This window comes from Microbacterium commune, from assembly GCF_014836945.1.
GTDB classification, from domain to species: Bacteria; Actinomycetota; Actinomycetes; order Actinomycetales; family Microbacteriaceae; genus Microbacterium; species Microbacterium commune.
Genome location: NZ_JACSPX010000001.1, coordinates 1,373,376 through 1,387,049 on the forward strand (window position 1 = coordinate 1,373,376; position 13,674 = coordinate 1,387,049).

General features: G+C 69.6%; 13 protein-coding genes. 10 read left to right on the forward strand and 3 right to left on the reverse strand.

All coding sequences use genetic code 11. The features are described from left to right. The first annotated feature begins 60 nt into the window (after positions 1-60). From H9633_RS06370 to H9633_RS06380, 3 genes are all read left to right on the forward strand, one after another. Positions 61-1,038 (forward strand): LacI family DNA-binding transcriptional regulator, encoded by a 978-nt coding sequence (locus H9633_RS06370; RefSeq protein WP_191712489.1) that lies wholly within the window; start codon positions 61-63, stop codon positions 1,036-1,038. Positions 1,039-1,161: 123 nt separating this feature from the next. After that, entirely contained in the window at positions 1,162-2,649 is a 1,488-nt protein-coding gene (locus H9633_RS06375; RefSeq protein ID WP_191712490.1) for an FGGY-family carbohydrate kinase, read from the forward strand. 25 nt (positions 2,650-2,674) lie between these two features. Beyond that, on the forward strand, positions 2,675-4,306 hold the full coding sequence (locus H9633_RS06380; protein ID WP_225211055.1) for a fucose isomerase: 1,632 nt from the start codon (positions 2,675-2,677) through the stop codon (positions 4,304-4,306). Positions 4,307-4,376: 70 nt separating this feature from the next. Here the strand turns inward: H9633_RS06380 and H9633_RS06385 are convergent, their stop codons facing one another. Further along, the gene (locus H9633_RS06385; RefSeq protein WP_191712491.1) at positions 4,377-4,961 is read right to left on the reverse strand and encodes a hypothetical protein; all 585 of its coding nucleotides are present in this window, start codon (positions 4,959-4,961) and stop codon (positions 4,377-4,379) included. Positions 4,962-5,055: 94 nt separating this feature from the next. Here H9633_RS06385 and H9633_RS06390 point away from each other — a divergent pair, with 94 nt between their 5' ends. Beyond that, positions 5,056-6,234 (forward strand): glycosyltransferase, encoded by a 1,179-nt coding sequence (locus H9633_RS06390; protein WP_318247210.1) that lies wholly within the window; start codon positions 5,056-5,058, stop codon positions 6,232-6,234. A gap of 38 nt (positions 6,235-6,272) precedes the next feature. Here the strand turns inward: H9633_RS06390 and allB are convergent, their stop codons facing one another. Further along, positions 6,273-7,670, reverse strand: a complete 1,398-nt coding sequence (gene allB, locus H9633_RS06395; protein WP_191712492.1) for an allantoinase AllB — start codon at positions 7,668-7,670, stop codon at positions 6,273-6,275. A gap of 204 nt (positions 7,671-7,874) precedes the next feature. Between allB and H9633_RS06400 the strand changes: the two genes are divergently transcribed. From H9633_RS06400 to H9633_RS06425, 6 genes are all read left to right on the forward strand, one after another. Next, on the forward strand, positions 7,875-8,732 hold the full coding sequence (locus H9633_RS06400) for an HpcH/HpaI aldolase/citrate lyase family protein (protein ID WP_191712493.1): 858 nt from the start codon (positions 7,875-7,877) through the stop codon (positions 8,730-8,732). 62 nt (positions 8,733-8,794) lie between these two features. Further along, entirely contained in the window at positions 8,795-9,262 is a 468-nt protein-coding gene (bcp, locus tag H9633_RS06405) for a thioredoxin-dependent thiol peroxidase (protein WP_191712494.1), read from the forward strand. A gap of 179 nt (positions 9,263-9,441) precedes the next feature. Then, entirely contained in the window at positions 9,442-9,930 is a 489-nt protein-coding gene (gene uraD, locus H9633_RS06410; RefSeq protein WP_191712495.1) for a 2-oxo-4-hydroxy-4-carboxy-5-ureidoimidazoline decarboxylase, read from the forward strand. A gap of 11 nt (positions 9,931-9,941) precedes the next feature. After that, positions 9,942-10,283: a hydroxyisourate hydrolase gene (gene uraH / locus H9633_RS06415; protein ID WP_071641973.1), complete on the forward strand. Its 342-nt coding sequence runs from the start codon at positions 9,942-9,944 to the stop codon at positions 10,281-10,283. 9 nt (positions 10,284-10,292) lie between these two features. Next, positions 10,293-11,186: a factor-independent urate hydroxylase gene (pucL, locus tag H9633_RS06420; RefSeq protein ID WP_191712496.1), complete on the forward strand. Its 894-nt coding sequence runs from the start codon at positions 10,293-10,295 to the stop codon at positions 11,184-11,186. A 150-nt stretch (positions 11,187-11,336) separates the two neighbouring features. Further along, positions 11,337-12,839 carry a nucleobase:cation symporter-2 family protein gene (locus H9633_RS06425; protein WP_191712497.1) on the forward strand — a complete coding sequence of 501 codons (1,503 nt, stop codon included), beginning with the start codon at positions 11,337-11,339 and terminating at the stop codon, positions 12,837-12,839. 84 nt (positions 12,840-12,923) lie between these two features. Here the strand turns inward: H9633_RS06425 and H9633_RS06430 are convergent, their stop codons facing one another. Beyond that, positions 12,924-13,673 (reverse strand): SDR family oxidoreductase, encoded by a 750-nt coding sequence (locus H9633_RS06430; protein ID WP_191712498.1) that lies wholly within the window; start codon positions 13,671-13,673, stop codon positions 12,924-12,926. Between the last annotated feature and the right edge of the window lies 1 nt (position 13,674).

Below are 13,674 nucleotides of genomic sequence, written 5' to 3' on the forward strand. Positions count from 1 at the left end.
CAGACTGCAATCGGTTTCAGCCACGCGGTAGGGTGTGCGTATCCAGCCGTAGGGGGAGACGTGGCCACGATCTACGACGTCGCGCGGCTCGCCGGCGTCTCGCCGGCGACCGTCTCGCGCGTCTTCAACGGCACGAGCGTGTCGCCGCAGAAGACGGAGGCCGTGCGCCGAGCCGCCGCCGAGCTGAGGTTCACGCCGAACCGGGCCGCCCGCACGCTGCGTCGGCAGAGCTCCGAGGTCATCGCCCTGATCATCCCCGACATCGAGAACCCGTACTTCACCGAGATGGCGCGCGGCGTGGAGGACGTGGCCAGCACGGCCGGGTACTCGGTCGTGCTGTGCAACTCCGACTCCCAGACCGAGAAGGAGTCGACCTACCTGCGCATCGCGATGGCCGAGAACATGTCGGGAGTGATCCTCGCCGCGGCGTCGGATGACCCTGACATCGACGAGGTGCTCGCGACCGGACGTCCCGTCGTGGCGGTCGATCGCCGCACCGGGCGCGAGATCGACGGGGTGATGATGGCGAACCGCGAGGCGGGCCGGATCGCCGCCGCTCACATGCTGCAGCTGCACGACCGGGTCGCCTACATCGGCGGACCCGAGAACATCGAGACCGCCGCCGAGCGTGCACAGGGGTGGCGCCAGGCGCACCGCGACGCGGGGCGGGCGGCGCCGGACGAGCTGCTGCGGTTCTCGACGTTCCGCGTCGACGGCGGGCGCGCGGCGATGGAGGAGCTGCTTCGGCTGCCCGAGCCGCCGGATGCCGTGGTCGCCGGCAACAACCTCATCGGCGTCGGTGCGATCCAGGTGCTCACCGAGCACGGGCTGACCCCGCCGCGCCTGGGCGTCGCGGTGATCGGGTCGCTGCCCTTCACGACGCTCTCGCCCTCGGTGGTGAGCGTCGTGCGCCTGCCCGCCAGGGAGATGGGCGTCACGGCCGCGCGGATGCTGCTCGCGCGGATCGACGGTGACCGCCAGCAGGCGCGCACGGTGGTGCTGGGCGGCGAGCTGCTGTCGGCTGAGCCCGCCCCCTGAGCGCCGGACCGCCCCGCGAACCGCGGACCGCCCCCGTGAACGGCGGCAGACGACTCGTGATCTGTTGGATGAAATCGATTTCGCATAGACTGAGCGACGAACCCAGCGATCGAGGAGGATGCCATGCGCGGCACGCTTGGAGTCGACGTGGGAACGTCGAGCACCAAGGGCGTCCTCGTCGCCGAGGACGGCACGATCCTCGCGTCGACGACGCGGGCGCACACGGTGGACCGGCCCCGCCCTGGGTGGGTGGAGATGGACGCCGGCATCTGGTGGGACGAGTTCCGGAGCATCGCGCAGGAGCTGATCGCCACCGTGCCGGATACCGAGATCGTCGCCGTCGGCGTCAGCGGCATGGGTCCGTGCGTGCTGCTGACCGACGCCGACGACCTGCCGGTGCGCCCCGCGATCCTGTACGGCGTCGACACCCGCTCCACCGCACAGATCGCCCGGATGACAGCCGAGCTCGGCGTCGACGAGATCACCCGTGTCGGAGGCTCGGTGCTCACCTCGCAGGCCGCCGGCGCGAAGATCGCGTGGGTCGCCGAGGAGGAGCCCGAGGCCTGGGCGCGCGCGACGCGCCTGTTCATGCCGGCGTCGTGGCTGGCCCACCGGCTGACCGGCGCGTACGTGCTCGATCACCAGTCCGCCAGCCAGACCTCGCCGCTGTACGACATCGAGAACGAGCGCTGGCACGCGCCGTGGTGGCAGCGCTACGCCGAGCGCCTCGAGCCGCCCCGCCTCACCTGGGCCGGTGACATCGCCGGCGAGGTCACCGCCGAAGCTGCCGCGGCCACGGGCATCCCGCCCGGAACGCCCGTCATCACCGGCACCATCGACGCCTGGACGGAGGCGGTCAGCGTCGGCGCGCACGAGAGCGGCGACCTCATGCTCATGTACGGCACGACGATGTTCCTCATCGCCACCGGTGAGCAGACGCTGCGCACGCCCTCGATGTGGACCACGGCCGGAGCCTTCGCCGGCACCCGCAACCTCGCCGGCGGGCTGTCGACCTCGGGCGCGCTCACGGCCTGGCTCAAGGACCTCACGGATGCCGACTACCCGCAGCTCCTCGCCGAGGCCGAGGCATCGGGACCCGGCGCCCGCGGCCTGCTGATGCTGCCGTACTTCGCCGGTGAGCGCACACCGATCCAGGACCCCGACGCGCGCGGGGTGATCGCCGGGCTCACCCTGGAGCACACCCGGGGCGACCTCTACCGCGCGGCACTCGAGGCCACCGCCCTCGGCGTGCGCCACAACGTCGAGACGATGCGCGCCGCCGGGGCGGACATCCGCCGCATCGTCGCCGTCGGAGGCGGCACTCAGGGCCGGCTCTGGCTGCAGATCGTCTCGGACGTCACCGGTCTCGTGCAGGAGGTGCCGGCCACCACCATCGGCGCCAGCTACGGCGCGGCCTTCCTCGCCGCCGACGCGGTGGGCGCTCCCGGCGCCCAGCCGGCGATCGGCGACTGGAACCCGATCGCCGAGCGGATCACCCCGGATCCCGTGCTGCGCGATCTCTACGACGCCCTCTTCGACCGCTACGTGCGCCTCTACGAGGGCTCGAAGCAGGTCGTCCACGAACTCGCCGCCGTGCACCGCGGCGCCTGACCCCATCCACGCATCGGAGAACATCATGAGCTACACCCTCCCCGCCCCCGTCGAGCGTCCTCGGTCCGCGCCGAAGACCGCGTACCTGATCACCTCAGGCGACCTGCGCGAGTCCGCCAACGTCGGCGGCTGGCCCACCCAGGTCGCCCTCGAGGAGGGGGTGACCCGCGTGTTCGACGGCCTGGGCTGGACGGTCATCCGCGCCTTCGACGTCGACCCGGCCACCGGTCACGGCTTCATCTCCAGCCAGCGCATGGGCTTGGAGGTGTTCAAGGGCATCCCCGTCGACGCCCCGCTGATCGTCGCGATCGCCAACTGGCAGTACTCCCACCACGTTCTCGCAGGGCTCCGCACCCACCAGGGGCCGATCCTCACCGTCGCCAACTTCGCCGGTGACTGGCCCGGCCTGGTGGGACTGCTCGGTCTCAACGCCGGCCTGACGAAGATGGGCAAGCCGTACGCGACCACGTGGTCGGTCGACTTCACCGACGACTGGTTCACCGCGGGCATCCGGGAGTGGACCGAGACCGGCGCGATCACGCACGACGCGTCGCACGTGCGTCCGCTGCCGGCACTGCCCGAGAGCCCCGAGAGGCAGCTCGGCGAGGCGCTCGCCGCGCAGCTGCTCGCCGACAAGGCCATCATCGGCGTGTTCGACGAGGGCTGCATGGGCATGTACAACGCGATCTTCGACGACGAGCTGCTCAACGCCACCGGCATCTACAAGGAGCGTCTGTCGCAGTCGGCCCTGTACGCCGAGATGCTGCAGGTGAAGGACGCCGAGGCCGACGCGGCGTTCGACTGGCTCGTCGAGCACGGCATGACCTTCCACTTCGGTCAGGACGCCGCCACCGAGCTCACCCGCGAGCAGGTGCAGTGGCAGCTCAAGATGTACATCGCCGCACTGCGGATCGCCGACGACTTCGGGCTCGACGCCGTCGGCATCCAGTACCAGCAGGGGCTGAAGGACCTGGTTCCGGCCTCCGACCTCGCCGAGGGCATCCTGAACTCCACCGAGCGTCCTCCCGTCACCAGCCGCGACGGCTCGCGCGTGCTGCACGAGGGGCGTGCGTTCCCGCACTTCAACGAGGCCGACGAGGGGGTCGCGGTCGACGCGCTGATCACCGACCGGGTGTGGCGCGCGATGGGTCTGGTGCCCGACAACACCCTGCACGACGTGCGCTGGGGCGACGATTACGACGGCGACTTCGTGTGGGCGTACGAGATCTCGGGCTCGGTGCCCGCATCGCACCTCGGCGGCTGGGACCAGGCCGAGGGATGGCGTCAGGGTCACGTGTTCTTCCCCGCCGGCGGGGCGACGATCAACGGCGTCTCGAAGCCCGGCGAGGTGGTGCTCAGCCGGGTGTTCATCGCCGACGGCATCCTGCAGGCCGACATCTTCCGCGCCTCGGTCATCGAGCTGCCGGATGCCGAGACGCAACGCCGCAAGGATGCGACGAACCCCGAGTGGCCGATCGCGCACGTCGTGCTGCACGGGCAGAGCCGCGACCAGTTCATGGCCAGGCACAAGGCCAACCACGCGCAGCTCGTCTACGCACCCGACGCCGAGACGGCGGACAAGGCGCTGATCGCGAAGGCCGCGATGCTCGACGGCATCGGCATCAAGGTCAACCTCGTCGGCGACGTTCGCATCTGACCCTCGGCCCGGGCAGGCGGCGCCCCCCCACAGGGGGCGTCGCCGGCTGCCTCCGAGGAGAGTCGCGGACTCATGCGGGCGGCAGACGAAGCACGTCGGCGTCGCCGCCGGTGATGTCGCCCGCGATCCGGATGCTGCGGGCGAGGTCGTCCAGCGCGGTCTCGAGAGTGCCGAAGCGCTCGCGGTCGCTGCACACCGCCGTCAGGGTGACGAGGTGGGAGCCGGTGTCCCACGTGTACGTCGCCGACGCGGGCGCGCCGGGCTTCGCCGGAAACGGCATCAGCAGCTTCTCGCCCTGGCCGAGCGCGGTGCGGAAGTCCTCGGTGTCGTCGTACTCCATGGGCATCATGGCGCGCGCGGTGCGCAGCTGCGGGGTGAGTGCCTGCACGGTCGCCATCGCGACCACCAGCTCGGGCTCGGCCTTCCATGTCCACGCGAGCACGCGGCCATCGGCCTTGCGCATGGCGAAGGGGATCGCCTGGCTCGCCAGCCAGCTGCCGAGACGGGCGCCGGGCAGCGTCTCGCGCCCCAGTCCCGTGCCCGCCTGCGCCATCAGCATCCGGATGGCGGCCTTGCGATGCCGGCGGCCGCGGAATCCCAGCGAGCCGGTGACGGGGATCCACAGGGCGCGGTCGGCGGAGGAGATCAGGCGCATGACCCCACGCTACGCGGCCCGCCTCCCCGGATGGCACAGTGCCCTCGGGTAGAGTGACGGGCGCCCAGAGCTAGAGATAGGCAGCAGACTTCCCGTGACCTCCGGACGCCCCCTTAAGATCCTCATCGGCTGCGACACGTTCGCGCCCGACATCAACGGAGCCGCGCGCTTCGCCGAGCGCCTCGCCGCCGGCCTCGTGCAGCGCGGCCACGACGTGCACGTCGTCGCGCCGAACACCGCGTACCGTCGCTCGCCCGCGCACACCGAGGTGATCGAGGGCGAGCCCATGACGATGCACCGCCTGCCGGCCCTGCGCTGGCTGCCGCACGACTGGGTGCGCTTCGTCTGGCCGTGGCGCTCGAAGCACTGGGCGCGCACGGTGCTCGACGAGGTGCAGCCCGACATCGTGCACATCCAGTCGCACATCATCATCGGACGCGGACTCACCCGCATCGCCCATCAGCGGGGCATCCCCGTCGTCGCGACGAATCATGTGATGGCCGAGAACATCCTCGATCACACCACGTTCCCGAAGTTCATCGACGACGTCGTGCTGCGCTTCGCGTGGACCGACGCCAAGCGCACCTTCGAGATGACGCGCGCGGTGACCACGCCCACGCGCCGGGCGGCCGACTTCCTCGAGCGCACGATCGACATCCGGGGCGTCGTGCCGATCAGCTGCGGGATCGACCGACGCAACTACGACCCCGTGATCGCCCCGCGGGAGCGCAACCGCATCCTGTTCGTCGGACGCCTCACGGGCGAGAAGCAGGTCGACGTCGTGCTGCGCGCGGTCGCGGCCCTCGATCCGGCCCTCGACGTGCACTTCGACATCGCCGGCGGCGGTGATCAGCGCAAGGCTCTGGAGGCCCTCACCGTCCAGCTGGGCATCGAGGATCGGGTGACCTTCCACGGCCGGGTGACCGACGAGCAGCTGCGCGAGCTGTACTCGCGCTCATCGGTGTTCGCGATCGCGTCGATCGCCGAGCTGCAGTCGATCGTGACGATGGAGGCCATGGCATCCGCCCTGCCGATCGTCGGAGCGAACGCCGTCGCGCTGCCGCACCTCGTGCACGACGGCGAGAACGGCCACCTCTTCGAGCCGGGCGACGTCGACGACCTCGCCGCCAAGCTGACGCAGGTGCTGACCGCGTCGCCGGCGGAGTACGAGCGGATGCAGCGCGCCTCGCTCGACGGCGTGGCCGTGCACGACATCAACCGCACGCTCGACACCTTCGAGGCGCTCTACCGCGACGAGCCGCTGCCCGCCTGACCGGCTGCTCGACAACCGGGCGTGGGGCAGGGGAACGCTCAGGCGTCGGTCATGCCGCGGCGCAGCAGACGTCCGCGCGGGTTCTCGAAGTCGATGACCTCGCCGTGCAGCCACGTGCGTCGCACGACACCCGCAAGCGCCTTGCCCTGGTACGGCGTGATCGGGTTCTTGTGGTGCAGCTTCTTGACGTCGACCACGTACGCGTCGTCGGCGGCGAAGATCGAGAAGTCCGCGTCGTAGCCCGGAGCGATGCGTCCCTTGCCGGCCAGGCCGGCGAACTGCGCCGGACGCTCGCTCATCCATGCCACGACCTGCTCGAGCGACAGACCGCGTTGGCGCGCCTCGGTCCAGATCAGCGACAGCCCCAGCTGCAGCGACGCGACGCCGCCCCACGCCACGCCGAAGTCGCCGTTCTCGAGGTCCTTCAGATCGAGCGTCGAGGGGGAGTGGTCCGACACGATGAAGTCGATCGTGCCGTCTTCCAGGCCCTGCCACAGCAGCTCGCGGTTGCCGGCCTCGCGGATCGGCGGGCAGCACTTGAACGCGGTCGCCCCGAGCGGGATCTCCTCGCTCACCAGCGTGAGGTAGTGCGGGCAGGTCTCGACGGTGATCTTGAGGCCGTCGTTCTTCGCCGTGCGCAGCATCGCCAGCGCATCGGACGACGACAGGTGCAGGATGTGCGCCCTGGCGTCGGTCCAGCGAGCCCGCTCGATGACCTCGGCGATCGCGAGGTTCTCGGCCCCTCGGGGGCGGGATGCCAGGAACTTGGCGTAGTCGTCGCCGTCCGGCTGCGGGGCGCGGTCGATGGCCCTGGAGTCCTCGGCGTGCACGATCATCACGGAGTCGAAGGTGGCGAGCTCGCGCATGTCCTTCTCGAGCTCGTCGGGGTCGAGCGGGGGGAACTCGTCCACACCGGAGTGCAGCAGGAAGCTCTTGAAGCCGAACACGCCGGCGTCGTGCAGGGGGCGCAGGTCGGCGGTGTTGCCGGGCACGGCGCCGCCCCAGAAGCCCACGTCGACGTGGGTCTGACCGTGCGCGGCGCGTCGCTTGACCTCGAGTGCCTCGACGGAGACGGTCGGCGGGATGCTGTTCAGCGGCATGTCGACGATGGTGGTGACCCCACCGGCGGCCGCGGCGCGGGTCGCGGAGGCGAAGCCCTCCCATTCGGTGCGGCCGGGCTCGTTGACGTGCACGTGAGTGTCGACCAGGCCGGGGATGAGGGTCTCGTCCTCGGCGAGCTCGATGACCTCCTCGCCGTCGAGGTTGTTGCCGAGCGGCTGCATCGCGACGATCACGCCGCCGCGCACACCGACCTCGCGGGGGCGGATGCCGGAGCTGGTGAGCACGCGCTCACCGCGGATCACGAGGTCGTACTGCTGGCCTGTGGGATCGAGCGAGGTGTGTGCTGATTCCTGGTGCTCGGCGTCCTGCGACATCCCAACCGCCCTTCCTTACGCTTTCATGATGCGAGAACAACCTTTCGCACTAAGGGATTTCACCACGCCGACGAAACGCTGTCAACACCGAGCGAGTGTAGTCCCGGCATAGGCTGAGCGGGTGGCGGGCCTGTTGGTGGAGGGAATCCGGCCGCGCTAGACTTTTCGTATCGCAGAAACCGGATTTCATTGATCGGAACTCAGATGAACGCTCCCCGCTCCTCCGCCACGCGCCGCGAGATCGCTCCCGAACTCGCCCGCTCCTGGCTGCTCGTCGCCGCCACTCGCCCCGAGACCTTCGACGACGCAGCCGCCTCGCACGCCGACGCGGTGGTCCTCGACATCGAGGATGCCGTCGACGCCAGCAGGAAGGAATCGGCGCGCGCCGACGTGGTGCGCTGGCTCAGCGAGGGCGGGCGCGCCTGGGTTCGCATCAACGACGCCGGCAGCGAGTACTGGGCTGACGACATCGAGGAGCTCCGCAGCGCCCCGGGCCTGCAGGGCGTGATGCTCGCGAAGACCGAGGTCGGGGGACAGGTCATGGACACCTTCAACCGCCTGGGGGCGCGCGTGCCCATCGTCGCCCTCGTCGAATCCGCCGTCGGCATCGAGAACGCGAGCGAGATCGCCCGCGCGAAGGGCGTCTTCCGGCTCGCGTTCGGCAGCGGCGACTTCCGCCGCGACACCGGGATGTCGGCCGACCGCGAGGCGATGGCCTATCCGCGCGCCCGTCTCGTGGTCTCCAGCCGCGTGGGCGGCCTGCCCGGCCCGATCGACGGTCCGACCGTCGGCTCGAGCCACCCCATCCTGCGCGAGCAGTCCGCGATCACGGTGTCGATGGGCATGACCGGCAAGCTCTGCCTGCAGGCGGAGCAGACCCCTGTGGTCAACGAGGTCATCAGCCCCACCCGCACCGACGTCGAGTGGGCGCACGAGTTCCTCGCCGACTTCGACGCCCGCGGCCGCATCGTCCGCGACGGCAGCGACCTGCCCCGGCTGGGTCGGGCTCGAAAGATCATGCAGCTCGCCGAGGCCTTCGACGTGCTGCCCGTCGTCCGCTGACGACGCCGCCCCCGCACCGCGCCGAGGCGCGGCATCCATCCCTGCAACAGAACGGAGTCATCATGACCGACAAGCTCACCCCCGGCGTGACCGCGCCCGACTTCGCCCTCGCCGATGCCGAGGGCCGCACCGTCGCGCTCGCCGACTACCGCGGCCGCAACGTGGTGGTCTACTTCTATCCGAAGGCCGCGACGCCCGGATGCACGACCGAGGCGTGCGATTTCCGCGACAGCCTCTCGGCGCTGGATGCCGCCGGCTACGCCGTCATCGGCATCTCGCCCGACTCGATCGACGAGATCCGCGCCTTCGCCGAGGCCGAGGGCCTCACCTTCCCGCTGCTCGCCGACACCGACGCCGCCGTCGCGAAGGCGTGGGGTGTGTGGGGGGAGAAGACCGTGGGCGATCGCACCTTCGACGGCGTGATCCGCTCGACCTTCGTGCTCGACGGGGACGGCGTCGTGCAGCGTGCGGAGTACGGTGTGGATGCAGAGGGGCACGTGGCGCGGCTGCGGGCCGAGCTCGGCGCCTGACTCCACGATGTGAAAGGGGCCGCCGGTGGTGTTGACAAACCCAACCGGCGGCCCGCAGAATACTTACACATGCTGAAATAACAGTTCCGGCATACGGAAGTAACCTTCTCGTGAAGACTCCGTCAGGGGTTTCCGTATAGCCTTCGCGCCGGATGCCAGCATCTGCTTGAGGATCGAAGATGTTACTCGAGAACTTCAATACGGCTCCCCGCGAAGCAGCCGTCGCCGTCGTGAAGCCGGCACTGGACATCGCCCGCTGGATCGACGCGATCGTCGACGGCCGGCCGTACCGGAGCGTCGACGAGGTCGCCGCCGCCGCCGCCACGGTCGCCGCCCCGCTCTCCGAGGGGGAGATCGACGGCGCTCTGGCGCACCACCCGCGCATCGGCGAGCGTCCGCAGGGCGAGAGCGCCGAAGCCGCGCTGTCGCGCAAGGAGCAGCCGGGTGTCGATGCGGATGCCGCCGCCGCGCTGGCCGCGGGCAACAAGACCTACGAGGAGAGGTTCGACCGCGTGTACCTCGTGCGCGCAGCCGGACGATCCGCCGAGGAGATCCTCGCCCTGCTGCAGCAGCGGCTGGGCAACACCCCCGAACAGGAGCTCGCCGTCGTCGACCAGCAGCTGCGTGAGATCGCAGCGCTGCGTCTGGCCGGAGCCCTCGAGAGCTGAAGGAGCGCGCGATGAGCGTTTCCCATGTGACCACCCACATCCTGGACACCTCGATCGGACGCCCGGCGCCCGACGTCGCCGTCGCACTCGAAGCCCGTCAGGGCGACGAGTGGGTCGGGATCGGTTCAGGATCCACAGATGCTGACGGGCGGGTGAAAGAACTGGGCCCTTCGCTGTTGGAGAGCGGCGCATACCGTCTCCGGTTCGACACGGCGGCCTACTTCGCCGGCATCGACACGGACACCTTCTTCCCGGAGGTGGTGTTGACCTTCCAGGTCGACGCTGAGCAGGCGCACTATCACGTGCCGCTGCTGCTCAGCCCGTTCGCCTATTCCACTTACCGAGGAAGCTGAGTTGAAATCATGACCAAGATCATTCTGGGCAAGAACCAGTACGGCAAGGCCGAGGTCCGCGTCGTGCGGGTCACGCGCGACACCGACCGTCACGAGATCGAGGATCTCAACGTCACCTCGCAGCTGCGCGGAGACCTCGACAGCGCCCACTTCGAGGGCAACAACGAGCACGTCGTCCCGACGGACACGCAGAAGAACACCGTCTACGCGTTCGCCAAGGACGGCGTCGGCAGCCCGGAGGAGTTCCTGCTCCGCCTGGGACGGCACTTCACGGGCGAGTTCGACTGGATCACCGGCGGTCGCTGGGAGGCCGAGCAGTACACCTGGCAGCGCATCCAGGGCGACGCCGGCGAGCACGACCACTCGTTCGTCCGCGGCGGCACCGAGACCCGCACCTCGGTGGTGCAGATCGACGGCGACGACACGGTGGTCATCGCCGGCCTGCAGGACCTCAAGGTCCTGAAGTCGACGCAGAGCGGCTTCGTCGGGTACCCGAAGGACAAGTACACGACCCTGGCCGAGACCGAGGACCGCATCCTCGCCACCTCCGTCACCGCCAAGTGGCGCTACAACCGCACCGACATCGACTTCAACGAGGTCTTCGCGGACGTGCGCCGCCTGCTGCTCGCCGGGTTCTCGCGCAACTACTCGTACGCCCTGCAGCACACGCTGAAGGAGATGGCCGAGGCCGTCCTCGAAGCGCACCCCGAGATCGACGAGATCCGCTTCTCGACCCCGAACAGCCACCACTTCGTGGTCGACCTGTCGCCGTTCGGCCTGGAGAACCCCAACGAGGTGTTCTACGCCGCCGACCGCCCGTACGGCCTGATCGAGGCGTCGTTCCTTCGCGAGGGCGCCGACACCGACCACTGGTCGTGGGACGGCATCGCCGGCTTCTGCTGATCCGACGCGAGTCGGCACGGAACACATTCCGGGGGCTCGTCGGTCGCACCGACGGGCCCCCGGCCCCATTGAGAGCGGAAGCACCGTTCGTCACGCCCATTCGACATATGCCCACCCCGAACAGCGGGTCCCGGACAAGGAGGTCCCCTCATGACTGCGGCACGCAGCAGCACCACGAACCAGCGCCCATCCGGCCGTCCTGAGGACGAGCGTCTCGGCATCGGCCCCTCCATCGCCTACGGGCTCCAGCACGTACTGACCATGTACGGCGGCATCATCGCACCGCCGTTGATCATCGGCTCCGCCGCCGGGGTCAGCCCGGCCGAGATCGGCCTGCTGATCGCCGCCTGCCTCTTCGTCGGCGGTCTCGCCACGCTGCTGCAGACCATCGGCTTCCCGTTCTTCGGATCTCAGCTGCCCCTCGTGCAGGGGGTGTCGTTCGCCGGTGTCGCCACGATGCTGGCGATCGTGAACGGCAACGGCCGGGACGGCCTGACCAATGTCTTCGGCGCGGTGATCATCGCCTCGCTGATCGGTCTGGTGATCGCGCCGTTCTTCGCGCAGATCGTGCGGTTCTTCCCGCCGGTGGTCACCGGCGTGGTGATCACCTCGATCGGCCTGTCGCTGATGCCCGTCGCCGGACGCTGGATCGTGGGCAACGACCCCACGGCGGAGTCGTTCGCCGACCCCGTCAACATCGGCATCGCGGGCTTCACGCTGCTCGTCATCATCCTGCTCAGCAAGGTCGGCAACGCGTTCGTCTCGCGCCTGTCGATCCTGCTCGCCCTGATCGTCGGCACGATCTTCGCGGCACTGATCGGCCGGGCCGACTTCTCGAAGGTGTTCCAGGGCGACTTCTTCGCCTTCCCGACGCCGCTCGCCTTCGGAGCGCCGACGTTCGATCTGGCGGCCATCCTCTCGATGCTCATCGTGGTGCTGGTGATCCTCACCGAGACGACCGCCGACATCCTCGCCGTCGGCGAGATCGTCGGGTCGAAGGTCGACCGCAAGCGCATCGCCGCCGGCCTGCGCGCCGACATGCTCTCCAGCGCCGTGTCGCCGATCTTCAACTCGTTCACGCAGAGTGCGTTCGCTCAGAACGTCGGACTCGTCGCGGTCACGAAGATCAAGAGTCGCTACGCGGTGGCCGCGGGCGGTGTCGTGCTGATCATCCTCGGCCTGTGCCCGTTCCTCGGTCGCGTGGTCGCGGCGATGCCCACGGCCGTGCTCGGCGGCGCCGGCATCGTGCTCTTCGGCACCGTCACCGCGTCCGGCATCCGGACGCTCGCGAAGGTGAAGTACGAGAACAACATGAACCTGATCATCGTCGCGACGGCGATCTCGATCGGCATCCTCCCCGAGCTGATCCCCGCGATCTACTCCAACTTCCCGAGCTGGTTCCAGGTCATCTTCAACTCGGGCATCAGCTCCGCCGCCGTCACCGCCATCGTGCTGAACCTCGTCTTCAACCACTTCACCCGAGGCAACTCCGACGATCCGTCCGTGTTCGCCGCGAGCCCGGTACGGGTCATCCGCACCGACGTGATCCGGGTGCTCAAAGAGGGCGACCGCTACGTCGACGGCAAGCTCGTCGGCGCCGACGGCAAGGTCGTGCAGATCGTCGACGACGAGCCGGGCGGATCAGCGCACTGAGCTCGGTCCACGTCGAGGTCCGCACCTCGTGGGGGCGGACCTCGACGCGTGATCACAACGCCCGCACAGACGAGACGGTACAGCTCAGCCGCGACCGCCGAACGGCATCCCCGCAGCGGTGACCGTCAGCGCCGAGATGTTCGCCTCGGGCGGCAGCTGCGCCATGAAAAGCACAGCCCGCGCGGCGTCGGCCACGTCGAAGGCCGGCTCGACCAGACGCGAGCCGTCGGCCTGCAATGCACCGGAGCCGACGCCGATCTCGGACATGATCCGCGTCGCGGCGTTGCCGATGTCGATCTGGCCGCAGCTGATACCGTGCGCTCGGCCGTCGAGGTCGACGGAGCGGGTGAGGCCGGTGATGGCGTGCTTGCTCACCGCGTACGCGACCGAGAGCGGTCGCGGGACCTGGGCCGAGATCGATCCGTTGTTGATGATGCGGCCGCCCGACGGCCGCTGCGCGATCATCGTGCGCATCGCGGCTCCTGCGCACAGCAGAGCGCCGGTCACGTTCACATCGATCGTCCGCTGCCACTCGACGGGGTCGACGTCGGCGGCGGATGCCACAGGGCCGAAGATCCCCGCATTGTTGAACAGCACATCCACGCGGCCCCACTCGGCCACGACGCGGGCGAACAGCGCGTCCACCTCGGCGGGCACGGTGATGTCGGTGGGCACGACGAGAGCGTTCGGATGCCCGTCGGCGCTCTGCTGCAGGGCATCCGCCCTCCGACCGGCGAGAGCCACCCGGAACCCGGCCTCGAGCATGGCCGCTGCCACGGCGCGGCCGATGCCCGACCCCGCACCGGTGACCACGGCGACGCGTCCGTTCGTCATC

What these genes read in the sequence shown, in the direction of transcription:
- H9633_RS06375 (WP_191712490.1), top strand. Translation starts at nt 1,162, where the DNA reads ATGCGCGGCACGCTTGGAGTCGACGTGGGAACGTCGAGCACCAAGGGC.
- H9633_RS06380 (WP_225211055.1), top strand. Translation starts at nt 2,675, where the DNA reads ATGAGCTACACCCTCCCCGCCCCCGTCGAGCGTCCTCGGTCCGCGCCG.
- H9633_RS06385 (WP_191712491.1), bottom strand. Translation starts at nt 4,961, where the DNA reads ATGCGCCTGATCTCCTCCGCCGACCGCGCCCTGTGGATCCCCGTCACC.
- allB (WP_191712492.1), bottom strand. Translation starts at nt 7,670, where the DNA reads ATGTCGCAGGACGCCGAGCACCAGGAATCAGCACACACCTCGCTCGAT.
- H9633_RS06400 (WP_191712493.1), top strand. Translation starts at nt 7,875, where the DNA reads ATGAACGCTCCCCGCTCCTCCGCCACGCGCCGCGAGATCGCTCCCGAA.
- bcp (WP_191712494.1), top strand. Translation starts at nt 8,795, where the DNA reads ATGACCGACAAGCTCACCCCCGGCGTGACCGCGCCCGACTTCGCCCTC.
- uraD (WP_191712495.1), top strand. Translation starts at nt 9,442, where the DNA reads ATGTTACTCGAGAACTTCAATACGGCTCCCCGCGAAGCAGCCGTCGCC.
- uraH (WP_071641973.1), top strand. Translation starts at nt 9,942, where the DNA reads ATGAGCGTTTCCCATGTGACCACCCACATCCTGGACACCTCGATCGGA.
- pucL (WP_191712496.1), top strand. Translation starts at nt 10,293, where the DNA reads ATGACCAAGATCATTCTGGGCAAGAACCAGTACGGCAAGGCCGAGGTC.
- H9633_RS06425 (WP_191712497.1), top strand. Translation starts at nt 11,337, where the DNA reads ATGACTGCGGCACGCAGCAGCACCACGAACCAGCGCCCATCCGGCCGT.
- H9633_RS06430 (WP_191712498.1), bottom strand. Translation starts at nt 13,673, where the DNA reads ATGACGAACGGACGCGTCGCCGTGGTCACCGGTGCGGGGTCGGGCATC.